The organism is Erwinia persicina NBRC 102418, assembly GCF_001571305.1.
In the GTDB taxonomy this organism is placed as follows: Bacteria; Pseudomonadota; Gammaproteobacteria; order Enterobacterales; family Enterobacteriaceae; genus Erwinia; species Erwinia persicina.
The window spans coordinates 66089-92356 of the sequence record NZ_BCTN01000012.1 but is presented as its reverse complement, the minus strand read 5'-3'; the positions used below and the strand labels follow the sequence as shown (position 1 = coordinate 92356).

Sequence of the window (26268 nt, the reverse complement as noted above, 5' to 3'; positions counted from 1 at the left end):
TAAGTGCAGCAGATATCCCGCGCTGTCGCCCTGGCGTTTAACAACCTTCCGCGGCCCCATCGTATTATGTTGGGGTCTTTGACCGTGGTGACGCTGGCCGTCACCCTGTGGCGGCCTTACGTTTATCATCCAGGCAATGAAAGTCCGATTGTTAAAACGGTCGAACTTGAGAAAAACCAGCTTCGAACCCTTCTTCCGGAAGCCAGCGAACCCATCGATCAGGATACGCCGTCTCCCGCTGACGATCTGCCAAAAGATGAAATTGATGAGGATGTCGCGGATGAAAGCGGCACGCACGATTACGTTATCTCCACCGGTGATACCCTCAGTAGCGTGCTTAACCAGTACGGCATTGATATGTCTGATATCAGCCAGCTGGCAAAGAGCGATAAAGATCTGCGTAACCTGCAAATTGGTCAGCAGCTTTCGTGGACGCTGAATGATAACGGTGAACTGCAACGCGTGAGCTGGGAAGTGTCCCGCCGTGAAACCCGAACTTACGATCGTTCGGGCAATGGTTTCAAATCCTCTTCGGTGATGCAACAGGGCGAGTGGCAGAACAATGTTCTGAAAGGCGTCGTCAACGGCAGTTTTGTCAGCAGCGCCAAAAAAGCGGGGCTCACCAGTAGTGAAATCAGTGCGGTGATCAAATCACTGCAGTGGCAGATGGATTTTCGTAAGCTGCGTAATGGCGACCAGTTCTCCGTGCTGATGTCCCGTGAAGTGTTGGACGGCAAGAGTGAACAGAGTGAACTGGTTGGCGTGCGGCTGAACAGCGGTGGTAAGGATTACTATGCTATTCGCGCAGAGGACGGGAAATTTTATGACCGCAACGGCTCCGGGCTGGCGCAAGGGTTTATGCGTTTCCCGACGGTTAAACAGTATCGCGTGTCATCAAACTTTAATCCGCGTCGTGTGAACCCGGTTACCGGGCGTGTTGCTCCTCATAAAGGCGTTGATTTCGCCATTCCTGTCGGCACGCCGGTGCTGGCTGTCGGTGATGGTGAAGTGATCGTGGCGAAACGCAGCGGTGGGGCAGGTAACTACGTTGCTGTTCGTCATGGCCGTCAGTATATGACGCGTTACATGCACCTGAAAAAACTGCTGGTGAAACCGGGGCAGAAGGTCAAACGTGGCGATCGAATTGCGCTTTCCGGTAACACCGGTCGGTCTACAGGGCCACACCTGCACTTTGAAATCTGGATCAATAACCAGGCCGTGAACCCGCTTACGGCGAAAATGCCGCGTATGGAAGGCTTGTCGGGTAAAGATCGCCGCGATTACATCGCTAAAGTACGTGAGGTTGTGCCACAGTTACGTTTTAAGTAATCCTGCTGCACAATAAAAAAGCCGATGGGTGATTCCATCGGCTTTTTTTTAGTAAAGAATGAGCATTCTTGTCAATAACTTTGCAAAATGCCATGTCAGCACTATCATATGCCGGTTATTGTCCGAGGCGAGTGCATGGAAAACCCAAAAAAAAGTCAGATCGAATTTATTCCCACTTTTAAACGAAGCTTTTTATTACCGCGATACTGGGGAAGCTGGTTAGGAGTAGGCGCGTTTGTTGGCCTCGCCCTGTTGACGCCACGTCTGCGTGACCCACTGTTGGGTTCACTTGGCCGACTGGCGGGGAAGTTCGCCCGCAGCGCGCGCCGTCGTGCGCAGATTAATCTGCTGTATTGCATGACCGATAAATCAGAAAGTGAGCGTGAAGCGATCATCGACGAGATGTTTGCTGTTGCACCGCAGTCGATGGCGATGATGGCCGAACTTGCGCTTCGCCCGCAACACGCCAAAAAGCGTATCCGCTGGCACGGCAGAGAAATTATCGAAGAATTACAGCGTGACGGGAAGAATGTGATTTTCCTCGTGCCGCATGCCTGGGCCGTTGACCTGCCTGCGATGGTGCTGGCCTCGGAGGGGCAGCCAATGGCGGCCATGTTCCACAACCAGAGTAACCCGGTGATGGATTATGTCTGGAACCGGGTACGCCGTCGTTTTGGCGGACGTATGCATGCACGTAACGATGGGATAAAACCCTTTATCATGTCTATCCGCCAGGGATACTGGGGCTATTACCTGCCTGACCAGGATCACGGCGCGGAGCAGAGTGAGTTTGTTGAGTTCTTTGATACCTATAAGGCCACACTGCCTGCGGTAGGAAGAATGATGAAAGTCTGTCGCGCCAGGGTGGTGCCGTTATTCCCGTCCTATGACAGTAAAACTCATTGTCTGGACATCTACCTGCGCCCGCCGATGGACGATTTACCTGATTCTGATGATGCTTCTCAGGCCCGGCGTCTGAATGAAGAGGTGGAAGTCTTTGTCCGTCCTCACCCAGAACAGTACACCTGGATACTGAAGCTGCTGAAAACCCGTAAACCCGGCGAGAAAGAGCCTTACGATCGCCAGGAGCTTTATCCAAAGAAGTGACATGCGGTACAGGGGGCAACACATCTGCCCGTTACCCCCTGCTTTTTAGTTGAGTGCCGACCGGCGCTGCCACTCTCTCAGAAAGGCCCTCACCAGAACAAACCACACCACGCCAAAGGCCAGGTTGACCAGGCTGAAAGCGCGGGATCCGTCGCTGAAATAGGCAAATTTTGCCAGTTCTATTCCCAGGGCAAACACCAGAATGCTGATCATGCCGAGCATGGCAGCCACGCTGCCTTTTCCTGCCTCGCTGGAAAACAGCGTCAGGCGATAGAGCCCGGCGTTGACCAGGCCGGTGCCAAAGCCATACAGGCTGAGACCGGCCGTCAGCCACAGGTAGCTGTGATTATCGATCACCGAAGCCAGCGCAGCGATGCCCAGACCCAGCAAAATCGGCCAGGCACCAAAACGTAGCGGGCGATCAATGGGTAAGCGTGATGCCAGCTTGCCCAGCGTCAGGTTACCGGCAATCATGGCAACAAACACCGGCAGTTGCAGCAGGGCATAATCAAGGCGGGACAGCCCTTCATCATGGATCAGGATCACCGGTGAGAGCGCCACCCAGGCGAGGCAGGGGATGCTCACCAGGCCGATAGCCAGCGAACCGCTCATTACCTGACGGTCTTTAAACAGCGCGAGATAGCCTTTACCCAGGGATGACAGGGAGATCGAAACCTGCTTATCCCCGGCGGTTTCCGGCATGGTGCGCCACAGTCCAATCAGCGCGACAGCGGTGACGATACCGAAAAGCCAGAACATGGTGCGCCAGTCGCTGACCTCCAGAAAAGCGGCTCCTGCCAGCGGGCCCGCCAGCGGAGCCAGCAGGGCGACGTTGGCCATCAGCGCCATCATTCGTACGCTCAGAGCTTCATTGAAGGCTTCCTGAATGGCGGCATAGCCTACCGCGCCGATAAAGCACAGGCTGATCCCCTGCAGAAAGCGCAGTAGAATGAATTGTTCAATGCTCTGTACCCAGTGGGTGGCCATGCAGGTGAGCATAAAGAAGGTGACGCCAGCCAGCATCACCGGCCGCCGGCCCAGCTTGTCCGACAGCGGCCCCAGCAGCCACTGTAGAACAATGCCGCCGACCAGATAGGCGGTCAGCGAGGCTGACACCCATTCCGGCCCTACACCGAACTCACTGGTCACCAGCAGCATTCCCGGCTGGATCATATCGTGAGCAATATAGGTCGCAAATTCGAACAAAACTAATGACAGGGGAAAAATAAGGTGTCGACGGGTTAGGGTCGACACGGGGACATATGACGCCATTCTGGCTCCCTCCAGGGTGTTCAAAACATTCAAAACGTGCAGTCGCCTGAACAGGCTCGCTAACATACCGCATTTTCACCTGTGCAGACTGCACTAATGTGAATAAAAGCGTGGTGACAGCGCACGGACAGGGCGATAGAAAAACGAGGGGGAAAGAGGAGGACACTTCCTGCCCGGGCTGACAGTGCCCGGGCAGGTCAGATCGTATTACTCAACGCGCAGCACGCGGCTGGTGTTGGTTGTACCCGTGGTGCTCATCACATCGCCCTGAGTGACGATAACCAGATCGCCTGACATCAGGAATCCTTTCTCACGCAGCAGATTGACCGCATCGTGCGCCGCCGCCACGCCGTCACTGTTGCTGTCGAAAAATACCGGCGTCACACCGCGATACAGCGCAGTGAGGTTCAGCGTGCGCTCGTGGCGAGACATGGCAAAAATCGGCAGACCAGAGGTAATGCGTGAGGTCATCAGCGCGGTACGGCCGGATTCGGTCATAGTAATAATCGCGGTCACGCCCTGCAGATGGTTCGCCGCATACATGGCCGACATGGCAATTGCTTCCTCAATATTATCGAACTGCACGTCAAGGCGGTGCTTGGAAACGTTGATACTGGGGATCTTCTCCGCGCCCAGGCAGACCTTCGCCATGGCAGAAACGGTTTCGGCGGGATACTGGCCTGCTGCGGTTTCTGCTGACAGCATCACCGCATCGGTGCCATCGAGCACGGCGTTGGCCACGTCCATCACTTCCGCACGGGTCGGCATCGGGTTGGTGATCATCGACTCCATCATCTGAGTGGCGGTGATCACGGAACGGTTTAACTGGCGGGCGCGGCGGATAAGGGCTTTCTGGATGCCGACCAGCTCAGGATCGCCAATTTCAACACCCAGGTCGCCCCTGGCGACCATCACCACATCAGAGGCCAGGATAATGTCATCCATCGCTTCCTGGCTGGCTACGGCTTCTGCGCGCTCTACCTTGGAGACAATCATAGCCTCACAGCCAGCTTCGCGCGCCAGACGGCGGGCATAGTGCAGGTCTTCACCACAGCGCGGGAATGATACCGCCAGATAGTCGACGCCAATTTTAGCGGCGGTCAGAATATCCGCTTTGTCTTTTTCCGTCAGGGCTTCTGCCGACAGGCCGCCGCCCAGTTTGTTAATCCCTTTGTTATTGGACAGTGGGCCACCGACGGTCACTTCGGTAAAGACTTTCATGCCCTGAACTTCCAGCACTTTCAGCTGTACGCGGCCGTCGTCGAGCAGCAGAATATCGCCAGGAACCACGTCAGCAGGCAGACCTTTATAGTCGATACCGACTTTCTCACGATCGCCTTCCCCTTTGCCCAGGCTGGCATCCAGCAGGAAACGCTCACCGATATTGAGGAAAACTTTGCCCTCTTTAAAGGTTGAAACACGAATTTTGGGGCCCTGTAAGTCACCGAGGATGGCCACATGGCGACCCAGTTTAGCGGCAATTTCACGCACTTTATCTGCGCGCATTTGGTGATCTTCAGCGGTGCCATGTGAGAAGTTCAGACGAACAACGTTGGCGCCGGCAGCGATGACTTTTTCAAGGTTATTATCGCGATCGGTGGCGGGGCCTAACGTGGTTACAATCTTGGTTCTTCTGAGACGTCGTGACATGTATGACTCCATTGACTTTGAGAGTGGTGTTGCAGGAGCAAGCACTACTAAGGCTGTAAATCTGGTTAGAAGACAGAGAGGGGATGCAAACACCCCTCACGTCGGTAAGACCCATTTAAAAATCACGTTGTTACTGGCCGGGAAGAAGTGAGAGAGCGCTGTCTTTATCAAACCTGGACTCTCGCAGTGCCTCTTTGACTCGTTTGAGATTATCGCGAAATTTCGTGCCGCGACGCAGAGTAAAGCCGGTGGCCAGGACATCAATTAATGTTAACTGCGCCAGGCGGGAAACCATCGGCATATAAATATCGGTATCTTCGGGAACGTCCAGCATCAGAGCTAACGTTACCTCTCGGGCCAGCGGTGAGTCAGGCGAGGTGATGGCCAGTACGGTAGCATCATTTTCCCGCGCGATCATCGCCAGTTCAACCATGCTTTTGGTGCGTCCGGTATGGGAAATCAGCACCATCACGTCGCCTTCCCCACTATTCATACAGCTCATGCGCTGCATTACAATATCATCGGAATAGATCACCGGCACATTGAAACGAAAAAATTTATTCATCGCATCATGGGCCACGGCGGCGGAGGCCCCCAGGCCAAAGAAGGCAATTTTTTTTGACTGGGTCAGCAAATCAACAGCGCGATTGACGGCCCCCATATCCAGACCCTGTTTCACCCGATCGAGCCCGGCCATCGCTGATTCGAAAATTTTCCCGGAATATGCCTCCACGCTGTCATCCTGTTCGACGTGACGGCTGACATAGGGCGTTCCGCTGGCCAGACTCTGCGCCAGCTGTAATTTGAAGTCCGGGAATCCTTTCGTTTTCAGCCGGTGGCAGAAGCGGTTTACCGTCGGTTCGCTGACGGCCGCTGCCCGGGCCAGCAGGGCAATGCTGGAGTGCATCGCTGTGGCAGGAGAATCGAGGATTACCTCGGCCACTTTCCGTTCTGACTTGCTCAGATTTTCCAGCTCGGCATGGATTTTTTCCAGCATATTCATAGTGCTACCTGTTCATACATTCTGACGATTTCAATCAAAGGAGAAATCGATGTCATTTTGTAGAGAATATACAATGCACGGCAGCCCGGGTGGCAGTAGCATAACGACATTCATTGACATTTATTGCCAGAGTTTGAGCTGTGTCTGATTTTCAGAATGGTAAGAACAGTAACAAAAATGACGAAAAATTACGCATAAACTGCTGGCCGACCGGGGAAGATTGCCTCTAAATTAAGCACTGACTGAATACATTGTGCCGCAGCGGCTTCGTCTGGTTTACGCGGAGCAGGCAAAAGCAGTACATTGTATTGAAACAAAATTACAATAAGAGTCTGTCCGACTACGGAATTTCAGGGACAGGCTAATCCTGCAACGAGGAGAATGAAATGGCGGTTACACAAACAGCCCAGGCATGCGATCTGGTGATTTTCGGTGCCAAAGGCGATCTTGCGCGCCGGAAACTGTTGCCCTCACTGTACCAACTGGAAAAAGCCGGTCAGATTCATGAAGACTCCCGCATTATCGGCGTAGGTCGTGCCGAGTGGGATAAGGCTGCCTATACCAAAGTGGTACGCGAGGCACTGGAAACCTTTATGAAGGAGAAAATCGACGAAGCGCTGTGGGACAAACTCAGCAACCGCCTCGATTTCTGCAACCTGGATGTCAATGACAGCGGTCATTTCCCCCGCCTTGGTAAGATGCTGGACCAGAAAAAACGCGTCACCATTAACTACTTCGCGATGCCGCCAAGCACCTTTGGTGCAATCTGTAAAGGCCTGGGCCAGGCAAAACTGAATGCCAGTCCGGCGCGTGTCGTGATGGAAAAACCACTGGGTACCTCGCTGGCCACCTCACAGGAAATCAACGATCAGGTGGGTGAATACTTCGAAGAGAACCAGGTGTTCCGTATTGACCATTATCTGGGCAAAGAGACGGTGCTCAACCTGCTGGCACTGCGCTTTGCCAACTCCCTGTTTGCCTCCAACTGGGATAACCGCACGATTGACCACGTGCAGATCACCGTGGCGGAAGAAGTGGGCATCGAAGGCCGTTGGGGTTACTTTGACCAGGCCGGTCAGATGCGCGATATGATCCAGAACCACCTGTTACAGGTGCTGACCATGGTCGCCATGTCGCCACCGGCCGACCTGTCTGCGGATCGTATTCGTGACGAGAAGGTGAAAGTGCTGCGCTCCCTGCGCCGCATTGACCACACTAATGTGCGTGAGAAAACGGTGCGTGGTCAGTACACCTCCGGTTTTGTGCAGGGCAAAAAAGTACCGGGCTATCTGGAAGAAGAGGGCGCGAATAAATCCAGCACCACGGAAAGCTTCGTCTCTATCCGCGTGGACATCGACGACTGGCGCTGGGCGGGGGTTCCTTTCTATCTGCGTACCGGTAAACGTCTGCCGGCTAAGTGCTCAGAAGTCGTGGTTTATTTCAAGAATCCGGCGCTGAACCTGTTTAAAGAAACCTGGCAGGAACTGCCGCAGAACAAACTGACTATTCGTCTGCAGCCGGACGAAGGTATGGACATTCAGATCCTCAACAAAGTGCCGGGGCTGGATCATAAACACAATCTGCAAACGACTAAGCTGGATCTGAGCTTCTCCGAAACCTTCAACCAGTCACATCTGGCCGATGCCTACGAGCGACTGTTGCTGGAAACGATGCGCGGTATTCAGGCGCTGTTCGTGCGTCGTGATGAAGTGGAAGAAGCCTGGAAGTGGGTCGACTCCATTATGGATGCGTGGGCATCGGATAAAGAGCCACCGAAGCCTTATCAGGCGGGCACCTGGGGGCCGGTGGCCTCCGTGGCCATGATCACCCGGGACGGTCGCTCCTGGAATGAAATCGAGTAATTGCCTCTGCGGCTGAAATAAGCGCGTGGCTCTGCCTTGTCCAGGCAGGGCCATTTTTTTCCGCCAGTCACTCTGCGATGATCCGCTGGCTTCACTGTTCACTTTTCGCCTGCTTCTCTCTGTTACTCTCCTGCTTAACTCTTCTTTTGGCACGTAATGCCTACGCCGGTCATTATACCAGTGCTAGTTTCTGCCCTGGACTGCCGTTTTTAACAGGACATAACATGTCTGTGAATGTGGATAAGTATGTGGCTTTCACCGTGGTGAATTTTTTTACGGCCAGCTTCATCATGCTAATCGTCTGTATGATATTTGCCTCCCTGAAGTTTTTCGTCTGTTCTTTGATCAGCATCCTCATCGTGGTGGTATTGCAATATCCTGCCCTTAACCGATGCAAAGGGTGGCTATCCCGGAGTGTGGTCTTTTTCCTGTCGATGAACGTATTTTTGTTTATCTTAGGGGTTGTGGCCAGCTTAACCCTGGGCATATCGTTGGATAATGTTGATGCGGGATTGAAGATGATATATATCGGCAATGTTTTCGGCGTTTTTTTTGCCGGTATTGGTCCGATTGGCTATCTTTTGATACTGCTGGTCAATATCAGTTTGCGGAAACATTTTTTTGATTAGGCGGAACACTCTCAGTCTGCTCCCGGTCAGTGTTGCAGGCACCCGAGCCGATCCCTTACCCAGGCTGGCTGATAGCGGGGAACCGCCATACGGAGCGTCACCACCGGGTGCCGATGGTCTGCTGGCCTGGCGCGGCGTTAACGGCTACCCTGAACCTGCGTCACCTGTCAGTTTACCTTCATCGTAGTATCGCGCTACTAACAACATCGCACGGCACGCAGGCATAATTTCCCTGCTGGCCCTGATCTTCACGATGCTGTTGCCGCAGCACTCCGGCCTGTTGTCTTTAATAAAATAATAGTTCATAAAAAATGAACCTGCATTTTAGGAAAATACATCGGGGCGTAGACGCCTGCGGCCTTTCTGCTGTAAGGTAACGGACACAGCGATAGTCTTGACGCAAGATGTGTCACTTTTTTCCTGCAGCGCACCATCCTGGCGGCGGGCAGGTCAGACAGGAGAAGGTCACCGATGAGTTACTGGAAAACAAGTGCAGAACAGATCCTCACCACCGGGCCGGTCGTTCCGGTGATAGTGGTGAACAAGCTTGAGCATGCGGTGCCGATGGCAAAAGCGCTGGTAGCCGGTGGGGTGCGGGTGCTGGAAGTGACGTTGCGTACTCCCTGTGCGATGGATGCACTGAGAGCGATGGTCAGAGAAGTTCCGGAAGCGATTGTCGGTGCAGGTACGGTGCTTAACGCGCAGCAGCTTAAAGAAGTGACTGATGCCGGGGCACAGTTTATCATCAGCCCTGGGCTGACGGAGCCGCTGCTCCGGGCCGCTTTAGACGGTTCTGTTCCGCTGATCCCCGGCATCAGTACCGTATCTGAACTGATGACCGGTCTTGATTACGGTCTGCGTGAGTTTAAATTCTTCCCGGCGGAAGCCAACGGCGGAGTGAAAGCCTTGCAGGCTATTGGCGGACCTTTCCCTCAGGTGCGTTTTTGCCCGACGGGGGGCATAACGCCCGCTAACTACCGTGACTATCTGGCGCTGAACAGCGTGCTGTGTATTGGCGGATCCTGGCTGGTGCCCGCCGATGCGCTGGAAGCCGGCGACTATGACCGCATTACCCGCCTGGCGCAGGAAGCGGTGGCAGGCGCCACGCGTTGAGTCAGCAGTGGCGGTTAATCCGCCCCTGAAGCGTGTGCGGATTAACCGATGACGTTGACGCTGGCAGCGGCACGAATGGCGCGCTGTACTGCATCATCAATGTCGCTGCCGGTTGCCAGCGCCACGCCCATCCGACGCTTACCCTGAATCTCTGGCTTACCGAACAGGCGCAGCTGTAACCCTGCGCCCAGTGCGGCAGAGAGATTGGCAAACTGCACGTTGCTGCTGTTCAGTTCTGGCAGGATCACCGCCGAAGCAGCCGGGCCGTACTGACGGATACCGCCAACCGGCAGGCCGAGAAAAGCCCGAACGTGCAGGGCAAACTCTGACAGGTCCTGAGAGATCAGGGTCACCATCCCGGTGTCGTGCGGGCGCGGCGAGACTTCGCTAAACACCACGTCATCACCGCAGACAAACAGCTCAACGCCAAACAGACCCCGGCCACCCAGCGCGTTTACCACGTTGCGCGCAATCTCCTGCGCCCGCTGCAGGGCGAGGTCACTCATCTGCTGGGGCTGCCAGGACTCCCGGTAATCACCGTCTTCCTGGCGATGGCCGATGGGCGCACAAAAGTGGATGCCGTCCACCGCGCTGATAGTCAGCAGGGTAATTTCAAAATCAAACTTCACCACGCCCTCGACGATCACGCGTCCGGCACCGGCACGGCCACCCTGTTGAGCATAGTCCCAGGCGGAATCAAGCTGAGAAGCGTCACGAATAAAGCTCTGGCCTTTGCCGGACGAACTCATTACCGGTTTAACGATGCACGGCAGGCCAATTTCTTCTGCTGCCGTCAGGAAGGTCTCGCGGCTGTCGGCGAAACGGTAGCTGGAGGTCGGTAGCGCCAGCTCTTCCGCTGCCAGACGGCGGATGCCTTCACGGTTCATGGTCAGCTTAGCCGCACGGGCGGTGGGCACAACGTGTTGACCCTGCTTTTCCAGTTCAACCAGCATATCGGTAGCGATAGCCTCAATCTCCGGCACCACGAAGTGGGGTTTTTCCCGGGCAATAAGTGCGGCCAGCGCGGCACCATCCAGCATATTGATCACATGGCTGCGGTGGGCAACGTGCATGGCCGGAGCGTCGGCATAGCGATCCACGGCAATCACTTCCACACCCAGACGCTGGCATTCCAGCGCCACTTCTTTCCCCAGCTCACCCGATCCTAACAGCATTACACGTGTGGCTTCAGGGCGTAGCGCCGTTCCAAGAGTTGTCATAATCGATACCTGAATGGATTGAAAAAATCGGCCGCAGTATAAACGAAAACGTTTGCGTACGCATCCCGCAGTTTAGGGTTGAGTCAGAAAAGCGGCGCTGATATACTGTATAAAAATACAGTTAAACAGGACGGAAATCATGGCTGTTGAAATCAAGTACGTTGTCGTCAGAAAAGGTGAGGAAAAGATGACATTTGCCAGCAAAAAAGAAGCGGATGCTTACGACAAGATGCTCGACCTGGCAGAAGTCTTCGCCGACTGGCTAATCGGCAGCAAGCTGGAAATGGAAGAGCAGCAGGGCGAAGCGCTGGGCCTGTTTATGGCAGAAAACAAAGATGCCCTGCAGCAAATATTGCGTAGCGGAAAGCTGCCGGAAGACAATTCCGTTGCCGGTGACAGTGAAGAGAATGCCGAAGGCAAGCTGCGGGCGGTTAAATCGGCCTGATTCGCCCATGACATCAAATCTATCCCTGTACAGTGGCTGACTTTATTTCGGTCAGCCTCCCTGACGTTATTTTCCGCTGCCCGCCAGTGCCGAACGAAAGCCCGTTACCCTTCCTGCAGTAAATTCTGTAACGATGCCATCGCCGCGTCTGCCGTCTGCGCCGGACAGGCCGCCTGACGGGCATCGTTAAACACCTCCAGCCCCAGCGGCCCCTGATAGCCGATCTGCTGCAAATGCTGCAATAACGCCTTCAGGGGGTAGTGTCCTTCACCGGGTAACAGGCGCTGATGACGGGCGGTATCGACCAGCTGTTGCGCATCCGGCTGCCAGTCCAGGTCTGAGAGCTGCACCAGAAAGATCCTGTCTGCCGGAATTCCCGCAAGATCTGCCAGAGTTCTCTGCCGCACAAACAGGTGAAACGCATCCACCACCAGCCCCAGATTCTCGGCGTCAATCTGCCGCACGCGCTGCCATGCTTCGGCGGGATTAGTGACGTGACGACTCCAGGCCATCGCTTCATAGGCGATACGCAGGTCATGCTCTGCCGCCTGCCGGACCAGCCAGCGCAAATCCTCGTCAATGCGATCTTCGCAACTCAGTGGGTGTGTCGAGGCGGGGACCAGCAGCGTCGTGGCACCGAGATGCTGCGCCGTCTTCATCATCGTCAGTGCTTCCCGACGCTTATCATCGCGCAGGCCGTCAGGGGCACCGTCAAAATCCAGCAGGACCTGATAGTCTGTCAGCCCCAGCGACAGCGCCTGGCACAAATCAGCCAGTGCAGGGGTCCCTCCGGCCGCATGGTCCACGTCCTGTTGCCACAGTTCCACCTGGTCAAAGCCGGCCAGGGCCGCCGCCCGCAGTTTCTCTTCGCTGCTGCCACCAAGCAGGATGGTATTAATAAATAACGGGTTTGCTGTAAGTGCCATGGTTACCGTTTCTCCTCTGCGGTTGATGCCGTTTCAGGGTAGGTGCATTCGACTGTTTTAACAAACCTTACGCCTGCCAGGGGACAGAGGTGGCGGAATGAGTCCGTAATAACCGGAAATTTTACAGCCTTTGCATCGTTTGACGTTTCCTGACGTGGGCTGTTCTATTGTGGTGTTTTAGGGCAAAAAAGGACTGACTTATGAGTAACTGGCTGCAACAGATTCAGACGGTATTAGGTAAAACAGGTAAATCTTCCGGCGGCGGCGAAGGGCTGAGTAAAATGCTGGCACCCGGAGCGCTTGGGGGGCTGGCTGGTTTGTTGATTGCCAGCAAATCCTCACGCAACCTGCTGATGAAGTATGGCAAAAATGCCGTCATCATCGGTGGCGGCGCTGCTGCAGGTGCACTACTGTGGAATAAATACAAGCAGCGCGTCAGTGAAACGCATCAGGATCAGCCTGGTTTCGGCCAGCAGAGTTCTCCCGTTGATCGCCGGGCTGAGCGACTGATCGAGGCGCTGGTGTTCGCCGCCAAAAGCGATGGGCACATCGACAGCGATGAACGTAAAGCCATTGATGAACATATCCATCAGTCCGGGCTGGGGGCGCAGGGTGAACAGCTGGTGCAGCGCGCCATCGATTCTCCGCTCGATCCACAGAAGCTGGCCGTGGACGTGAAAAATGAAGAAGAGGCGCTCGAGGTCTATTTCCTCAGCAATCTGGTGATCGACGTTGACCATTTTATGGAGCGCAGCTATCTGCAGGCGCTGGGTGATGCGTTGAAAATTCCACAGGATGTGCGTGAGTCGATTGAAACTGACATTCGCGCCGAGAAACAAAAACTCCCCGCCTGATCCGGACGCGGACGGTTAACGTCGTCCGCGTAGCCCCGTTAAAAATTGCGGCCAGTCTCGATAACTGCTTGGCAATCAGCGCGCTTGCTGCCAACCTTACAGACAGGCACAGCAACAGCGAAGAGACCATGACACCTCCAAAAGCGAAAAAAATCCCCCATACCCTGTCGTTGCACGGCGATACACGAACTGACCACTACTACTGGCTGCGCGACGACGAGCGTGAAGATCCTGAGGTGCTGGCCTACCTGCGTGAAGAGAACGCCTTCTGCGAGCAGCAGTTGCAGCCGCAGAAGACGCTACAGGCTGAGTTGCTGCAGGAGATTATCGATCGCATTCCGGCGCGTGACCACTCGGTGCCTTACGTTAAGCGTGGCTACCGCTATCAGAGCCGCTATGAAGAGGGGAACGAGTACACTATTTACGCCCGCCAGCCTGCCGGGACGACGACGCCTGAGCAGTGGGATACGCTGCTTGATGGCAACCTGCGGGCAGAGGGACACGAGTTCTATACGCTCGGCGGTGTGGCCATCAGCCCGGATAATCAGATCATGGCGGTGGCGGAAGATTTTCTCTCGCGTCGGGTATACGGCATTCGGCTGTGTAATCTGCAGAGCGGGGAGTGGTATCCGGAGGTGCTGGAAGGGGTATCCTCCGCAATGGCGTGGGCCAGTGATTCACAAACCCTCTACTATGTACTGAAGGACAAACAGACGCTGCTGCCTTACCAGGTCTGGCGGCATACACTGGGTACGCCGCAGCAGCAGGACCAGTTGGTCTATGAAGAGCAGGATGACACCTTTTATGTCAGCGTCTATAAAACCACGTCAGAAGCGTACGTGGCGATTGCCCTTGGCAGCAGCACCACCAGCGAGATCCTGCTGCTGGATGCGGCACAGGCCGATGCCCAACCCCGTCTGTTCTGTGCGCGCCGTAAAGATCACGAGTACAGCGTTGACCACTACCAGGACCACTTTTACGTGCGCTCCAACCGTGAGGGCAAGAACTTCGGGCTGTACCGCACCGACAAGGTGGAAGAGCAGGAGTGGCAGGCCCTGATAGCCCCGCGTGACGCGGTGGTGCTGGAAGGCTATACGCTGTTCCGCGACTGGCTGGTGGTGGAAGAGCGTGAGCAGGGGCTGACCCGTCTGCGCCAGATCCACTGGGCGAGTAAAGAAAGCCGCAGTATCGCCTTTGACGACCCGGCCTACGTGACCTGGATTGGCCATAATCCGACGCCCGACAGTAGCAAGGTACGTTACGGCTACTCTTCCATGACCACCCCGGATACGCTGTTTGAACTGGATCTGGACAGCGGTGAACGTGAGGTGCTGAAGCAGACCGAGGTTAAAGGCTTTGATGCCAGTAGCTATCGCAGTGAACGCCACTGGATCACCATGCGTGACGGCGTGGACGTACCGGTATCACTGGTTTACCGTAAGGATCGCTATCTGCCGGGGACGAACCCGCTGCTGGTCTATGGTTATGGCTCGTACGGCAGCAGTATGGATGCCGATTTTAGCGCCAGCCGCCTCAGCCTGCTGGATCGTGGCTTTGTTTTCGCACTGACCCATATCCGCGGCGGCGGTGAGATGGGACAGCAGTGGTACGATGATGGCCGCCTGCTGAACAAGATGAACACTTTCCACGACTTTATCGATATCACCGATGCATTGATCGAAAGACAGTACGGTGACCCGGAAAAACTGTACGCGATGGGCGGAAGCGCGGGTGGCCTGCTGATGGGTGCGGTGCTGAATATGGCCCCGGCGCGTTTTCGCGGCGTCGTCGCTCAGGTGCCGTTTGTTGACGTGGTCACCACGATGCTGGATGAAAGTATTCCGCTCACCACCGGCGAATATGACGAGTGGGGCAACCCGGCGGAAGAGCAGTATTATCACTACATTAAGCAGTACAGCCCCTATGACAACGTCACGGCGCAGGACTACCCGCATCTGCTGATAACCACCGGCCTGCATGACTCACAGGTGCAGTACTGGGAACCGGCAAAATGGGTGGCAAAACTGCGGGAACTGAAAACCGATGACCATCTGCTGCTGCTGCATACCGATATGGATGCCGGCCACGGCGGTAAATCAGGGCGTTTCAAAGCCTATGAAGGGGTGGCGCTGGAATATGCGTTTCTGATCGCGCTGGCAACCGGCCTGCTGCCGGCAACCGCTTAATCTACCGCGCTTAACGCCCGCTGCATCGCGCTGCGTAAGTCGGGTTTCAGATCCGGGATGTTTTTTAACATCCACTTTAGATATCCCGGGTCTGACTTCGCTACATCATCCACTTTCTGCCCACGATATTTCCCGAACGGGAACGTATTGAACGACCCCTTGACGTTTATCCGGCGGATCATTTCCGGCGCATCCCAGCCGCTGAACGACATAATACGGATCAGCAGCGCGGCGGTGACATAACAGTCGTACAGGGCGCGGTGTGCGTGCAGGTCGGCAGGCGGGGTAACCTCCAGCTGCAGGGCCTCGCGCAGTGCCTGGTTACTGTATTTCAGACCCGGCCACAGGCGGCGGGAGAGGGCCATGGTGCAGATCCATTCCCCGTGCATTTCCGGCAGCATACGCCGGTCGAAGCTGGCATTATGTGCGACGTAATAGGGGCTGCCGTGATAACGGCTGATGGCCTGTTCAATCGTCGGTTTGCCCCGCACCATCGCTTCCGTAATCTTATGTACCGCCATCGCCTGATGACTGATAGGCCGGTCGGGTGAGATCAGATCGCTCATCGGATTGACGATCTGCCCGGCAATCACGTCCACCGACGCCACCTCGACAATCCCCCCCTGCAGGCCGCAGGTTTCCGTGTCTATCACGCGTAACATAATTTCTCCCGTTTACAGAACCGACGGGCAGGGTAACGAATGCGCCTCCCCTTGCCAATGATTACCGTCACGGCGGGCGATAATCAGCTGCTCTCCCTCGCCACCCCGGATCACCTGGTGGCCCTGCGCATCCCAGAAGGCACTTTTTCCGGCGCACTGATAACCACCTGTAGGCCAGGCGTGGTTTGCCATCAGTACCGCCATTTTATACTCCCGTGACCAGCGGGCCAGATGACCGCAGTCGGTGTCATACCCTTTCTCTGAGACCAGCACGCTGGTGGCATAGAGGTCGGCTCCACGAACTGAAGCATCCCGGGCAAACTCTTCAACGCTGATATCGGCACAGATGGCCATGGCGACCTGATGATGCTGATAGCCAAAAATCGGCACCGTATTGCCGGGGGTGAAAATCTCTTTCTCCGGACCAAAAAGGTTACGTTTGCTGTAGGCAATGCGGGTACCATCCGGCAGGAAAGTCAGGGCGGAAAGACGAACGTTATCGTCTGCTTTTAACGGCAGTCCGATGCTGATCCCCATCTGATGCTCCTGCGCCGCCACAGCAAAAGGGTGCAGCAGCGCATCGTCTACCGAGAGGGCCAGATCGGCCACCAGCGGGAGCTCGTAGCCCGTCAGGGACAGTTCGGGAAACATCAGCAGATCCACCCCCTGGGTGGCAGCCTGTTCTACAAAATCAAGATGGTGCTGGATATTCCAGGAAAGGTCACCCGGACGCGAACCTGACTGTGCTGCTGCGATAGTCCACTGGGACATAAAAGCTCACCGTTAAAGGGATGTTTAATGTCTTATCTCAACCGAAGCGGTAATAAAATACAAGCCACTATTTTGGCTTCGGTTCATACGGCAGACGTGAGAGAGACAGCGAAGCCTGGCGATAGTGGGTTAACCGTTCACGAAACCAGTCATGCAGCGCTTCGGGCTGCTCACGCAGCACCATTTCCGCGATAACCGGCATATTGTAGCGCTCTTTAAATGCGACCCCAGCGGCCGCCAGATCGACATTGACCTTGTCTTTTTCGTCCTGCGGCAGCGTGGCCAGATTGTAGCTCATGGTTTTCTCCCCCTGTTAAGGGGCAAAAAATAATGCAGAAGACACGGATTAGCAAGCCCGGTGAGCCATTGATCGTCGCTCTTACCTCGACACCTGTTTTTAAGCGGGGTATCCTTTCGGCCTCAGCAGCCAGGGGCTGCGTCCCGCTAAGGAACATTGCGACATATGCGACACTTCTTCAGGGTTTCCGGCGTACTGATCGCCGCTCTTTTTGCCCAGCAGGCTTCCGCCCACGCCCATCTGAAAAGCCAGTATACGGCGGTGAATCCGGCCGGCAGCGAATGGCCTGAATCGCTGACCATCACCTTCAGCGAAGATATTGAACCCGCGTTCAGTGGCGTAGAGATCAGTCGTACGGACAAACAGCCCGTCGAGCAGCTCAAAGCCGCGCGCGACCCGCAACAGCACAACACGCTGCGCGTGCAGTTTAAGCAGCCGCTTTCCCGTGGGGAGTATGCGGTGAAATGGCACGTGCTGTCGGTGGACGGCCATAAGACGAAAGGGAATTACACCTTTAGCGTGAAATAAGATGGCGCTGACCAGCTTCTATATTCTGTGCCGCTGGCTGCATTTTGCTGCACTGATGTCGCTGGCCGGAACAGCGATATATATCGCGTGGCTGGCCCCGGAGCGTTACCGGACCCACCTTGCGCAGCGGCTGATGCCGTCAGCCATCGTCGCCTGCTGGCTGGTGCTGCTGAGTGCGGTGCTGCTGCTGGCAGCACAGACCGGCCAGATGGGCGACGGCTGGCAGGATACGCTGGATCCCGACGTCTGGCTGGCCGTCCTGCAGACGCAGTTTGGTCGCGTCTGGCAGGGACAGCTGGCGCTGGCGATCCTTGGCTGCCTGAGCCTGACGTTACAGGGCGAGCCACGCCAGCGCACGCTGCTGATCTGCGCGCTGTTTCAGCTTGCCGGGCTGGCTTTTACCGGTCACGCGGCGATGCTGGACGGCTGGGGCGGCCTGTTTCAGCGCGTGAATCAGATGGTGCATCTGCTCAGTGCCGCCTTCTGGGCGGGCGGGTTGCTGCCGCTGATTATCCTGATGCGCGACGCCCGAAGGCCGGGGCAGCGTCACGATGCCGTGGTGACCATGATGCGCTTTTCGCGTTACGGGCACCTGGCCGTCACGCTGGTGGTGGTCAGCGGCGCGATCAACGCGCTGCTGCTGTTAGGCTGGCCGCCTGCCAGCTTCCGGCTTTACAGCCAGCTGCTGGTGGTGAAAACGCTGCTGGTCGGCGTGATGGTCGCGGTTGCCCTTTATAACCGCTACTGCCTGGTGCCGCGCTTTCAGCGCAGTGCGGGGGGGGCGGAGCAGCGGTTTATCACCAGCACGCTGGTGGAGGTTGGCCTGGCGGCGGCAGTACTGCTGGTGGTCGGAGTGTTCGCCACGCTGGAGCCTGCCTGAGCGGGCAATGGCCCGACACGTTATTCCTGTTCAGTAAGTGTTTTATCGTTTGAGGTGTTAACTAAATGAAAAATTTGGCATTTTTATGCATCGCTCTTGGCATCAGCGGCAGTGCCGCAGCCGGTATTGAAACCGTTAGCCGGTTCGATATGGGCAAAGATAACTGGCCGTTCGTGCGTGAAGAGATGATGCTGAGCTGCGAGAAAGGGAACGTGCTGCTGGCGATTAATGACGGCACGCTGGTGCAGTATCCGCTTAACGCCGCCGCGGAAGAAAAGGTGAAATCCGGGCAGATTAAAGCGGGATTCCCGATTGAAAAAATCCTTGCGGATGATCCGGCCAATCCGGGACATAAAAAGAGCCTGGCCCCGATCGTGGCCCGTGCGGAAAAACTCTGTCGCTGACCGCCCTGAGCAGGCATCTCCCACAGGAGGTGCCTGCAACCCGTTGGCATTCACTACGCTGAACCCCGCCTGTCCGTTTCTGCCGCCGCGATCACAACGCTGATAATCCGTCCACTGGTTGGGCTGCCTGTCGCTGGAAAACCCCTGCGCCTGGTCTATCTTTTAAAGTGCAAGGCGAATCGCCTGCAATAATGCCAACTTTTAGCGCACGGCTCTGAAAAGAGCCATTTCCCTGGACCAAAGACAGGAATCGTCTTTGGTCTTTTTTTATATCATTTCCACCCGAAATAGTTTTACTCATTTCTGAATGCATCATTTTTATTAATATGGCGTAATGCGGGTTTCTGCTCTATGGAATAGCGGTATTTAAAACGCGGCTTTAACTTACCCGAGAGATAATACACGCGTCTTTTCAGGGGTGTTGTTTTTGTTGTAAATGAAAAGGGAAGGGGTGTTACAAATATCTCCCTGCTAACTGACTGATGCCTATAACTTTGCTTATTTATTTTATTAATATCGCCAATAGTCTGAACTGCCACCTATACTCAAAACGCAAACGGCAATAATTCCTGTAATTTCAGACTGGAGTCTAAAAATGGAACTGAGAAATGAGCTGGCGCTCACCAAACGTGTTTCGTGGGGAAGTATTATTGCCGGTGTGGTAACGGCGATGGCGATCTCTCTTCTTTTAACCATGCTGGGCACCAGCCTGGGTCTATCCATGCTGTCGCCCAAGTCGGATGACATCGTCAATGGGGCCGACACGGCGGTATTAGCCTGGTCCGTTATCGGGGTGGTGATCAGTCTGGCGTGCGGTGGCTTTATTACCGGCCGTCTGGCTGGCACGGACGGTGCCATCCACGGTTTCCTTATCTGGGCCACATCCCTGCTGGTGGCCACGGTGCTGGGATTTGCCGCCGTAGGCGGGATCCTGAATACGGCCGGAAGCGCCGTGGGCAGCGTGGCGTCAGCCACCGGCAGCCTGGCCAGTGGAATGGGCAGCGTGGCCGGTCAGGCCGCACAGGGGGCCGCCAGCATCGGCCAGAATATCTATGGTGATCTTGGCCTGGATACCAAACTCAATCCGGATAATGCCGACGATCAGGTTGTTCAGGCCCTGAAAAAAAGCGGTATTAAAGAGCTGCAGCCGGAATATCTGCAGACACAGCTGGAAGAAGCGGGTAAAGATGTTGCCAGCGCGGTGAAAAACCTGGCGGTAAATCCTGATAACAGTGATGCCGTTATTAAGGGATTAACAGATAAACTTAAAAGCCGGGCGGAAGCCCTTAGCCAGGCGATTGATAAAAATGAGGTGAAGCAGGCGCTGGTGCAGAATACCAGCATGACGCCTGAAGAAGCGGACAAAGCGGTCGAAAACTTTATTCAGACTCGCGATAAAACTGTACAGGAAGTGAATCAGCGTCTGTCGCAGTTAGAAAAGAATGTGAACGAAGCGAAGGTGAAATATGCAGAGTTTAAAGAAAAAGCCAAAGAGAAAGCCGATGCCGCCGCTAAGGCAGGCGCGAAAATTGCTCTCTGGTCCTTCATCGGATTATTAATTGGCGCGATTGTCAGTACGCTGAGTGGTTTCTGGGGCGTCAATACGCATCCTGAATACCGTAAAGTCAGAGCCTGATCGTTCAGTGCTATCAGGGCCCCTTTGGGGCCTTTTTTTCGTCTGGCGGTGCTGATACCGTGCTGCCTGCGGTCGTCAGCGGTCGGTTCCCGGTTGCCCTCCAGGGTAACGCTGGGTCAGCCATCCCACCCGGATATCTTTGCCGGCAACCCACTCCGGTAGGCAGGTTGTGTGCAACTTGTCGATAAGGCGCTGGGCGGCGACCCCATTGTCCTTATTCGCCACAGCACAGAAACGCCACCCAGATTAAACTTGTGTAAACCCGGAGCCTGCGTTTGCTTTTACCGGTGCCTTATCGCACTATCTTCAACGGCTTACTGTAACCTGTTATCCGGACGTTATTCAGCCGCCGTGGGCACCGTTGCCCGCTATTAACTGAGCCTCGACTAAAAAGGTGTTGTAATGGGAACCATGTTAGGGCTACTGGGCTTAATGCTCGGGGCGTGGGCGGTACGCAGTATCTGTATGAAGCCGATGGGCAACATTAAAAAAGTGACCCTGTCACTGATTGCCGGGCTGTACTTTTTATCCGCGGGGGGGATCGGCGGCACTGAAGAAGATAAGATCCCTTACGCCATCGTGGCGATGCTGATGGGGGCTGCGGCAGTGTGGTACGGGAACCGCCTGTATAACGAGGCTGCAGCCCGGGAAGAGTGAAACCATAATGACCGATCGCGCTACCCCTAATCTGCCTTCGCGCAATTTTACTGATACAGAAACCTTTTATTGCCGGGCGGGCTTCACCACCACCTTTAAAGACGCTCACTGGTTAATCATGGTTCGGGGTGAACTGACGCTGGAGTTTTTCCCACATCCCGGGCTTGACCCTGACACCAGTTGGTTTAGCTGCTGTCTTCGGCTTGATGATGTCGATACGTTTTATGCTGTCTTGCTGGCGGCAGGAATAGAGGAGAAGAGGTCTGGTCTGCCTCGTCTTCACCCACCTGAAGCCCAACCCTCTGGCATGAAGATCGGCGCGCTGCTGGATGTTGACGGTACGCTGATACGCTTAATCGGCAACTGAAACGGTGGGCGTCATCTGTGGGAAAATAAAAACGGGGCTCAGTGAGCCCCGTTGAGGGTTACGACTGGCTCTCTTTCTGCAGTGCTGCTTCTTTCTGCAGGGCCTCTTTCTCCAGCAGTTCCCGCTCCTGGTTTTCCTGATGCGTCTGACCTTCCTCGATAAAGTCAGGATCAATCTCGTCGGTATTCCCCTTGTGATCTTTACCGGACAACAGGTTCCAGCAGGAGATAAACAGGGCGGCGATCAGCGGCCCGATGACAAAGCCGTTCAGACCGTAGATTTCCATCCCGCCAAGGGTGGTGATGAGGATCAGGTAATCCGGCATCTTGGTATCTTTGCCCACCAGCAGCGGGCGCAGGATATTGTCGATCAGACCAATCACCACGACGAAGAAGAAGGTCAACGCCAGCGCTTTCACCAACGCGCCGGAGAAGAAGAAGTACAGCACTACCGGCAGCCAGATGATTGCTGATCCCACTGCCGGGATCAGGGACAGGAAGGCCATCAGCGACCCCCATAAAATGCTGCCCTGAATATCCGCGAACCAGAAGGCAATCCCTCCAAGCGCACCCTGTACGGCGGCGACCACGACCGTGCCCTTCACCGTCGCGCGGGAAACAGCCGCGAATTTGACGAACAGATGCTGTTTTACAAACTGCGACAATGGGATCGCGTCCAGCGTCAGGCCGACCAGGTAGGCACCGTCCTTCAGCAGGAAGAACAGCAGATAAAGCATGACGCCAAAACCGATGGTGAAGCTGAAAGTGCTTTTACCAATCATCATCAGGCTGCCGGCGAAGAACTGGCCGCCTTTCATGGCCACGCCGGAGAGTTTCTCCTGAATGGCCCCGGCATCGTTCATGTTGTTTTCTGCCAGGAAGTGACGCAGCCAGTCCGGCAGGTGGTTAACAATACTTGCTGCGACCGTGGTCAGCTCGGTCTGGTTGCCCTGCAGCCGGTTGTACAGCGCGTTGAACTCTACCGCCAGTGAGGAGGCGACGATAGCCAGCGGAATAAACACAATCAGGCAGATGACCAGCAGCGTCAGCAGCGAGGAGAGCCCGTTTCTGTCGCCGAGGTGTTTTCTGATTTTAGTTTTCAGCGGATGGAAAATAATCGCCAGGATAGCAGCCCAGAGGATGGCGGAAAAATACGGTCCCAGGATGTGAAAAAAAGCCAGCGTGGTGACGGCCAGTATAAAAATAAAGAATCCCTTACTAATGCCCTTAATAATCATTTTATTGTCTCGGTAATTAACTTATTCCTTGCCCGCGCTAAAAATAGACCACGTCTGGGTTAGCAGCAATGGTTATGCGTCATTTAGCCGTAAGAAAGTCAAATGGTGGCCGCCGCTAAGGGCCAGGCCAGAAAGTCAGCTTTTGCGCCAGCGGGCTCATATCGGTGGCAAAGTCGCTGCCCGTCTCTTTCATTTGCTGTTGCCAGCCAGCAAGCGGATGGGATGATTGCGACGAGCTGGCATAAATCACGACGTTACCGGTCGGTGTAGTGCAATAGAGCACGGTCGTGAAAAGCGCGGTCAGGGCACAGGAAAAGGGGGAGTTCGCCTCCGGCTTATGGGCATGATTCAGCACCAGCCACCCTCCGTCTTCCAGTTTAGCGGCGCAGTGACGAAGAAAGCTCTCTGATGTCTGTAGCGGCGCAATCGCATTGGCGGAATAGAGATCGGAAAAGATCAGCGAGTAACGGCGACCGGTTTCACGTGCTATGGCTTCACCCGCATCCGCCACCTGATAGTGAATATGCTCGCTGACTGGCAGATGGAAGTAGTCCTGCGCCACGGCCAGCACAGCGTGCCGGAGTTCGACCACGTCTATTACGATATCCGGGTCGCGGGCAAAGAGCGCCCGCACCAGGCTGCCGCCGCCCAGCCCAAGCAGCAATACCCGTTTAGCCGGCGTCAGTGCCACTGCCATCAGCATCGCCCGGATATAAAAATGGACCGGCAGAGCGGAATGGTTCTTCTGCATTTTGCTTTGTTCGAATATGCGGTCAAAACTCATAATGCGGAACGTTTTATTATCGATGACGATCACTTCGCCATGATCATCTTTCACCGTAGTAACGATGTGGCCACGGATACGAAAGAGGGGGGAAGAGGTGTACAGATCGATATCGGACATAGTGATAACTCCGTGACCTTCAGCCTGAGCTGAGTTCCTTAATTTATCCAGGTGCCATGTTTGCATTTTACCGCCGTGCAGAGCAATGGTCGTGCGGTGCAGGTCGGATCGGCAGGAAATTTTTGCCACGGATGCATTTTTCAGCAACATGCCTCTATTTTACCCGTAAGTGAAGTCAGCGACGTAAACATATCTCAAATTCTTCCATCGAGTCTTGTTTACAAGCGCCCGGCACTTTACGATGGCAGGTGGCCCAGTGTTTCGGATACCCGTGGCACTGCTAACTGGCCAGGAGCCTGTTGCATGAAAAGCGAGAAAGAAATTTCCATCGACCAGTTTACGGATGAAGAAAAAGTATTGGTGGAGCAGCGGGTTAAGACGTTGACCGATAAACTGAGTCACGTTGCCAGTAAGAAAGAAGAGAAAGAGATCCTGAAAGAAGCTAAGCGACTGGTGATGAAAGAGCGTGTGGTGCGTGAAAGCAGCAAAGTCGTGCTGGCGAAAAAACCGCGTAAACCCTCTGCGGCGAAAGAGAGTGAAATTAAAGATTTTAACTGGAGTGCCTCGCTGCGTAAGAACCCGCGCGCGTTGAAATAATTCAGTTACCGGGGCTGTGGTGGCCCTGGCACTTCCTGTCGGCTTCCTTTGTGCTATCCCACGATGATCAAATGTACCAGCCTGGCCAGCACTTCAATGATTAACAGACTGCCTGCCGTTATCAGCGCCAGCGTAAAGTAAAACTGCGTGCGGTTGTTCATGGCTTTCGAATCCGTGAAGGTCAGAAAAGAACCAGTTTAACCCTCTGGCATTAAACCGGGCGTCAATACGTGCGGTAAAATTCAGATAATAGCAGGGGAACGGCTCCGAAAAGCCGCCCGGCGTTTACAGACTGAATAATTTCCCGTCACGAACCAGATCGCGGGGATAGTTATTTTTGATGCGGTTGCCCACCTTTTTGGCCAGGCCAATCGGCTGCTGCTGATAACAGATGATCAATTCATTTCCCGGCAGGTCACGGTCCGGGTAGATATCCCGACCGCGATACCACTCCTCTGCCTCGCTGGCGGTCAGTTCAATGGCATGGGCGACCGTAATATCAGCCAGCGCAATCGCCGCTTCATGCTGCCAGCGGTAGCCTTTCGGGAAGGTTTCGGCCAGTTTCAGTCCGATTCGTGAAAAACGGACCCGTCCCAGCAGAGACTCCATCGCGCGCGGGAAGAGCCAGAGTTCTTTATCACGCTGCCATAAGGCCAGTTCCGCCTCGTCCCAGCGCAGGCCCGAGCGTGCAGCGGCAGCCGTCACTTCCTGCTGTTCCTTACGGTTAAGCGGCGTAAATGGCGGCTTACCGACCTTGTAGCCGGGCACCGGTAGCGGCGGCACGCTGGCTGTTTTGCGCAGTCTGGCGACAAAAAAACCTTCGCTGTCGAAAAGCTGCGGGAATACATGGAGGAAGCCCTCCGGTGTCACGGCCCGGTCTGCGCCGTCAAACAATCCGCCCAGAGGCTCAATTTCTACGGCGTCCGGGTACTGCGCCATCAGCCAGGCAATGACCGCCTGATTTTCAGTGCGGTTCAGGGTGCAGGTCGAATAAATCAGTGTGCCACCCGGACGCAGAGCGTGAAATGCGCTGTTGATTAAATCCTGCTGGGTAGCCGCAATCTCTGCGGTGCTGGCTTCAGACCAGTTGCGCAGGGCGTCGGCATCTTTACGAATGACGCCTTCGCCCGAGCAGGGCGCATCCAGCAGAACCGCATCGAAACACTCTGGCAGCGCCGGGCCAAAAACACGGCCATCGAAGTGGGTCATTGCCGTATTGCTGACACCGCAGCGGCTGAGATTCGCATGCAGTACCTTAACGCGGCTGGCGGAGAACTCATTGGCAAGGATCGTGCCCCGGTTATGCATACAGGCCGCCATCTGGGTGGTTTTCGAACCAGGGGCCGCGGCCATGTCCATGACGCGCTCCGGCGAGGCATTCCCGCTGAACAGTGCGGTGACCGGCAGCATGGAGCTGGCCTCCTGAATATAGAACAGTCCGGCAAGATGTTCGGCGGTACTGCCCAGCGGCAGCGTATCGGCGTCGTCACGGCTGATCCAGAAACCTTCTTCACACCAGGGAATGGGCGTCAGCGTCCACTGACAGGGGGCGACCAGGGCGAGAAAGTCCCCGACGCTAATCCTCAGCGTGTTGACGCGTATACTGCGGCGCAGCGGGGTCTGGCTGCTGGCAATAAAACGTTCAAATTCGACGCTGTCAGGAAGTAACTGCTGCATTTGATCGAGAAAGGCTTGCGGAAAAAAGACGCGGGAAGAGTGAGACACAGGCTG

At 55.3% G+C, this 26268-nt stretch carries 26 protein-coding genes; 15 read left to right on the top strand and 11 right to left on the bottom strand.

Annotated elements, in window-relative coordinates; genetic code table 11:
• Nucleotides 1-3: 3 nt before the first annotated feature.
• Together mepM and lpxM are read left to right on the top strand one after the other, a co-directional pair.
• The gene (gene mepM, locus EPE01S_RS14270; RefSeq protein ID WP_062746277.1) at nucleotides 4-1329 is read left to right on the top strand and encodes a murein DD-endopeptidase MepM; all 1326 of its coding nucleotides are present in this window, start codon (nucleotides 4-6) and stop codon (nucleotides 1327-1329) included.
• A 135-nt stretch (nucleotides 1330-1464) separates the two neighbouring features.
• On the top strand, nucleotides 1465-2436 hold the full coding sequence (gene lpxM / locus EPE01S_RS14265; protein WP_062746275.1) for a lauroyl-Kdo(2)-lipid IV(A) myristoyltransferase: 972 nt from the start codon (nucleotides 1465-1467) through the stop codon (nucleotides 2434-2436).
• Between the two features lie 45 nt (nucleotides 2437-2481).
• Here lpxM and EPE01S_RS14260 read toward each other — a convergent pair whose 3' ends face one another.
• The 3 genes from EPE01S_RS14260 to EPE01S_RS14250 all read right to left on the bottom strand — a co-directional run bounded on the left by EPE01S_RS14260 (nucleotide 2482) and on the right by EPE01S_RS14250 (nucleotide 6361).
• The gene (locus EPE01S_RS14260; protein WP_062746273.1) at nucleotides 2482-3708 is read right to left on the bottom strand and encodes an MFS transporter; all 1227 of its coding nucleotides are present in this window, start codon (nucleotides 3706-3708) and stop codon (nucleotides 2482-2484) included.
• A 207-nt stretch (nucleotides 3709-3915) separates the two neighbouring features.
• Nucleotides 3916-5358, bottom strand: coding sequence for a pyruvate kinase (gene pyk, locus EPE01S_RS14255; RefSeq protein WP_062746271.1), 1443 nt, complete (start codon nucleotides 5356-5358; stop codon nucleotides 3916-3918).
• Nucleotides 5359-5488: 130 nt separating this feature from the next.
• The gene (locus tag EPE01S_RS14250; protein WP_062746269.1) at nucleotides 5489-6361 is read right to left on the bottom strand and encodes a MurR/RpiR family transcriptional regulator; all 873 of its coding nucleotides are present in this window, start codon (nucleotides 6359-6361) and stop codon (nucleotides 5489-5491) included.
• A 386-nt stretch (nucleotides 6362-6747) separates the two neighbouring features.
• On the opposite strand from EPE01S_RS14250, the gene zwf reads away from it, so the two are divergent.
• The 3 genes from zwf (at nucleotide 6748) to EPE01S_RS14235 (ending at nucleotide 9965) form a co-directional block, all read left to right on the top strand.
• Entirely contained in the window at nucleotides 6748-8223 is a 1476-nt protein-coding gene (gene zwf, locus EPE01S_RS14245) for a glucose-6-phosphate dehydrogenase (protein ID WP_062746267.1), read from the top strand.
• Between the two features lie 224 nt (nucleotides 8224-8447).
• Nucleotides 8448-8852 carry a hypothetical protein gene (locus EPE01S_RS14240; RefSeq protein ID WP_062746265.1) on the top strand — a complete coding sequence of 135 codons (405 nt, stop codon included), beginning with the start codon at nucleotides 8448-8450 and terminating at the stop codon, nucleotides 8850-8852.
• Nucleotides 8853-9323: 471 nt separating this feature from the next.
• Nucleotides 9324-9965 carry a bifunctional 4-hydroxy-2-oxoglutarate aldolase/2-dehydro-3-deoxy-phosphogluconate aldolase gene (locus EPE01S_RS14235; protein ID WP_062746262.1) on the top strand — a complete coding sequence of 214 codons (642 nt, stop codon included), beginning with the start codon at nucleotides 9324-9326 and terminating at the stop codon, nucleotides 9963-9965.
• Nucleotides 9966-10006: 41 nt separating this feature from the next.
• On the opposite strand, the gene purT is transcribed toward EPE01S_RS14235, so the two are convergent.
• Nucleotides 10007-11185, bottom strand: a complete 1179-nt coding sequence (gene purT, locus EPE01S_RS14230; protein ID WP_062746260.1) for a formate-dependent phosphoribosylglycinamide formyltransferase — start codon at nucleotides 11183-11185, stop codon at nucleotides 10007-10009.
• A gap of 139 nt (nucleotides 11186-11324) precedes the next feature.
• On the opposite strand from purT, the gene EPE01S_RS14225 reads away from it, so the two are divergent.
• Entirely contained in the window at nucleotides 11325-11630 is a 306-nt protein-coding gene (locus tag EPE01S_RS14225; RefSeq protein ID WP_062746258.1) for a YebG family protein, read from the top strand.
• A gap of 104 nt (nucleotides 11631-11734) precedes the next feature.
• On the opposite strand, the gene EPE01S_RS14220 is transcribed toward EPE01S_RS14225, so the two are convergent.
• On the bottom strand, nucleotides 11735-12556 hold the full coding sequence (locus tag EPE01S_RS14220) for a sugar phosphate isomerase/epimerase family protein (RefSeq protein WP_062746256.1): 822 nt from the start codon (nucleotides 12554-12556) through the stop codon (nucleotides 11735-11737).
• 200 nt (nucleotides 12557-12756) lie between these two features.
• On the opposite strand from EPE01S_RS14220, the gene EPE01S_RS14215 reads away from it, so the two are divergent.
• Both EPE01S_RS14215 and EPE01S_RS14210 read left to right on the top strand, forming a co-directional pair.
• Nucleotides 12757-13410, top strand: a complete 654-nt coding sequence (locus EPE01S_RS14215; protein ID WP_062746254.1) for a tellurite resistance TerB family protein — start codon at nucleotides 12757-12759, stop codon at nucleotides 13408-13410.
• A gap of 128 nt (nucleotides 13411-13538) precedes the next feature.
• Nucleotides 13539-15596 carry a S9 family peptidase gene (locus tag EPE01S_RS14210; RefSeq protein ID WP_062746252.1) on the top strand — a complete coding sequence of 686 codons (2058 nt, stop codon included), beginning with the start codon at nucleotides 13539-13541 and terminating at the stop codon, nucleotides 15594-15596.
• On the opposite strand, the gene exoX is transcribed toward EPE01S_RS14210, so the two are convergent.
• The 3 genes from exoX to EPE01S_RS14195 all read right to left on the bottom strand — a co-directional run bounded on the left by exoX (nucleotide 15593) and on the right by EPE01S_RS14195 (nucleotide 17327).
• Nucleotides 15593-16258: an exodeoxyribonuclease X gene (gene exoX / locus EPE01S_RS14205; RefSeq protein WP_062746249.1), complete on the bottom strand. Its 666-nt coding sequence runs from the start codon at nucleotides 16256-16258 to the stop codon at nucleotides 15593-15595. The genes EPE01S_RS14210 and exoX overlap by 4 nt on opposite strands.
• A 12-nt stretch (nucleotides 16259-16270) precedes the next feature.
• Nucleotides 16271-17029, bottom strand: coding sequence for a carbon-nitrogen hydrolase family protein (locus EPE01S_RS14200; protein ID WP_062746246.1), 759 nt, complete (start codon nucleotides 17027-17029; stop codon nucleotides 16271-16273).
• Between the two features lie 67 nt (nucleotides 17030-17096).
• Entirely contained in the window at nucleotides 17097-17327 is a 231-nt protein-coding gene (locus tag EPE01S_RS14195) for a DNA polymerase III subunit theta (RefSeq protein ID WP_062746245.1), read from the bottom strand.
• A 165-nt stretch (nucleotides 17328-17492) separates the two neighbouring features.
• Between EPE01S_RS14195 and copC the strand changes: the two genes are divergently transcribed.
• The 6 genes from copC to EPE01S_RS14165 all read left to right on the top strand — a co-directional run bounded on the left by copC (nucleotide 17493) and on the right by EPE01S_RS14165 (nucleotide 21799).
• Nucleotides 17493-17855, top strand: a complete 363-nt coding sequence (gene copC / locus EPE01S_RS14190) for a copper homeostasis periplasmic binding protein CopC (protein ID WP_062746242.1) — start codon at nucleotides 17493-17495, stop codon at nucleotides 17853-17855.
• 1 nt (nucleotide 17856) lies between these two features.
• On the top strand, nucleotides 17857-18735 hold the full coding sequence (gene copD, locus EPE01S_RS14185) for a copper homeostasis membrane protein CopD (protein ID WP_062746240.1): 879 nt from the start codon (nucleotides 17857-17859) through the stop codon (nucleotides 18733-18735).
• A 65-nt stretch (nucleotides 18736-18800) separates the two neighbouring features.
• Nucleotides 18801-19139 (top strand): YebY family protein, encoded by a 339-nt coding sequence (locus EPE01S_RS14180; protein WP_062746237.1) that lies wholly within the window; start codon nucleotides 18801-18803, stop codon nucleotides 19137-19139.
• Between the two features lie 595 nt (nucleotides 19140-19734).
• Entirely contained in the window at nucleotides 19735-20775 is a 1041-nt protein-coding gene (locus EPE01S_RS14175; RefSeq protein ID WP_062746235.1) for a TIGR04086 family membrane protein, read from the top strand.
• Nucleotides 20776-21177: 402 nt separating this feature from the next.
• A complete protein-coding gene (locus tag EPE01S_RS14170; RefSeq protein WP_062746234.1) occupies nucleotides 21178-21432 on the top strand; it encodes a hypothetical protein in 255 nt (84 codons plus the stop codon).
• Between the two features lie 7 nt (nucleotides 21433-21439).
• Entirely contained in the window at nucleotides 21440-21799 is a 360-nt protein-coding gene (locus EPE01S_RS14165) for a bleomycin resistance protein (RefSeq protein WP_062746233.1), read from the top strand.
• Nucleotides 21800-21857: 58 nt separating this feature from the next.
• Here EPE01S_RS14165 and EPE01S_RS14160 read toward each other — a convergent pair whose 3' ends face one another.
• Together EPE01S_RS14160 and EPE01S_RS14155 are read right to left on the bottom strand one after the other, a co-directional pair.
• Entirely contained in the window at nucleotides 21858-23036 is a 1179-nt protein-coding gene (locus EPE01S_RS14160) for an AI-2E family transporter (RefSeq protein ID WP_062746230.1), read from the bottom strand.
• A 115-nt stretch (nucleotides 23037-23151) separates the two neighbouring features.
• Nucleotides 23152-23940: a spermidine synthase gene (locus EPE01S_RS14155; RefSeq protein WP_062746418.1), complete on the bottom strand. Its 789-nt coding sequence runs from the start codon at nucleotides 23938-23940 to the stop codon at nucleotides 23152-23154.
• Between the two features lie 303 nt (nucleotides 23941-24243).
• Here EPE01S_RS14155 and yjbD point away from each other — a divergent pair, with 303 nt between their 5' ends.
• Nucleotides 24244-24537, top strand: a complete 294-nt coding sequence (gene yjbD, locus EPE01S_RS14150) for a DUF3811 domain-containing protein (protein ID WP_062746228.1) — start codon at nucleotides 24244-24246, stop codon at nucleotides 24535-24537.
• 285 nt (nucleotides 24538-24822) lie between these two features.
• Here the strand turns inward: yjbD and rsmF are convergent, their stop codons facing one another.
• Nucleotides 24823-26262: a 16S rRNA (cytosine(1407)-C(5))-methyltransferase RsmF gene (rsmF, locus tag EPE01S_RS14145; RefSeq protein ID WP_072277464.1), complete on the bottom strand. Its 1440-nt coding sequence runs from the start codon at nucleotides 26260-26262 to the stop codon at nucleotides 24823-24825.
• Nucleotides 26263-26268 lie beyond the last annotated feature (6 nt).

What these genes read in the sequence shown, in the direction of transcription:
- EPE01S_RS14260 (WP_062746273.1), bottom strand. Translation starts at nt 3,708, where the DNA reads ATGGCGTCATATGTCCCCGTGTCGACCCTAACCCGTCGACACCTTATT.
- yjbD (WP_062746228.1), top strand. Translation starts at nt 24,244, where the DNA reads ATGAAAAGCGAGAAAGAAATTTCCATCGACCAGTTTACGGATGAAGAA.
- EPE01S_RS14180 (WP_062746237.1), top strand. Translation starts at nt 18,801, where the DNA reads ATGAAAAATTTGGCATTTTTATGCATCGCTCTTGGCATCAGCGGCAGT.
- pyk (WP_062746271.1), bottom strand. Translation starts at nt 5,358, where the DNA reads ATGTCACGACGTCTCAGAAGAACCAAGATTGTAACCACGTTAGGCCCC.
- EPE01S_RS14155 (WP_062746418.1), bottom strand. Translation starts at nt 23,940, where the DNA reads ATGTCCGATATCGATCTGTACACCTCTTCCCCCCTCTTTCGTATCCGT.
- lpxM (WP_062746275.1), top strand. Translation starts at nt 1,465, where the DNA reads ATGGAAAACCCAAAAAAAAGTCAGATCGAATTTATTCCCACTTTTAAA.
- EPE01S_RS14165 (WP_062746233.1), top strand. Translation starts at nt 21,440, where the DNA reads ATGACCGATCGCGCTACCCCTAATCTGCCTTCGCGCAATTTTACTGAT.
- copD (WP_062746240.1), top strand. Translation starts at nt 17,857, where the DNA reads ATGGCGCTGACCAGCTTCTATATTCTGTGCCGCTGGCTGCATTTTGCT.
- EPE01S_RS14175 (WP_062746235.1), top strand. Translation starts at nt 19,735, where the DNA reads ATGGAACTGAGAAATGAGCTGGCGCTCACCAAACGTGTTTCGTGGGGA.
- EPE01S_RS14250 (WP_062746269.1), bottom strand. Translation starts at nt 6,361, where the DNA reads ATGAATATGCTGGAAAAAATCCATGCCGAGCTGGAAAATCTGAGCAAG.
- EPE01S_RS14235 (WP_062746262.1), top strand. Translation starts at nt 9,324, where the DNA reads ATGAGTTACTGGAAAACAAGTGCAGAACAGATCCTCACCACCGGGCCG.
- EPE01S_RS14195 (WP_062746245.1), bottom strand. Translation starts at nt 17,327, where the DNA reads ATGAGCTACAATCTGGCCACGCTGCCGCAGGACGAAAAAGACAAGGTC.
- EPE01S_RS14215 (WP_062746254.1), top strand. Translation starts at nt 12,757, where the DNA reads ATGAGTAACTGGCTGCAACAGATTCAGACGGTATTAGGTAAAACAGGT.
- exoX (WP_062746249.1), bottom strand. Translation starts at nt 16,258, where the DNA reads ATGTTACGCGTGATAGACACGGAAACCTGCGGCCTGCAGGGGGGGATT.
- EPE01S_RS14220 (WP_062746256.1), bottom strand. Translation starts at nt 12,556, where the DNA reads ATGGCACTTACAGCAAACCCGTTATTTATTAATACCATCCTGCTTGGT.
- EPE01S_RS14160 (WP_062746230.1), bottom strand. Translation starts at nt 23,036, where the DNA reads ATGATTATTAAGGGCATTAGTAAGGGATTCTTTATTTTTATACTGGCC.
- EPE01S_RS14170 (WP_062746234.1), top strand. Translation starts at nt 21,178, where the DNA reads ATGGGAACCATGTTAGGGCTACTGGGCTTAATGCTCGGGGCGTGGGCG.
- copC (WP_062746242.1), top strand. Translation starts at nt 17,493, where the DNA reads ATGCGACACTTCTTCAGGGTTTCCGGCGTACTGATCGCCGCTCTTTTT.
- EPE01S_RS14200 (WP_062746246.1), bottom strand. Translation starts at nt 17,029, where the DNA reads ATGTCCCAGTGGACTATCGCAGCAGCACAGTCAGGTTCGCGTCCGGGT.
- EPE01S_RS14240 (WP_062746265.1), top strand. Translation starts at nt 8,448, where the DNA reads ATGTCTGTGAATGTGGATAAGTATGTGGCTTTCACCGTGGTGAATTTT.
- EPE01S_RS14225 (WP_062746258.1), top strand. Translation starts at nt 11,325, where the DNA reads ATGGCTGTTGAAATCAAGTACGTTGTCGTCAGAAAAGGTGAGGAAAAG.
- purT (WP_062746260.1), bottom strand. Translation starts at nt 11,185, where the DNA reads ATGACAACTCTTGGAACGGCGCTACGCCCTGAAGCCACACGTGTAATG.
- EPE01S_RS14210 (WP_062746252.1), top strand. Translation starts at nt 13,539, where the DNA reads ATGACACCTCCAAAAGCGAAAAAAATCCCCCATACCCTGTCGTTGCAC.
- zwf (WP_062746267.1), top strand. Translation starts at nt 6,748, where the DNA reads ATGGCGGTTACACAAACAGCCCAGGCATGCGATCTGGTGATTTTCGGT.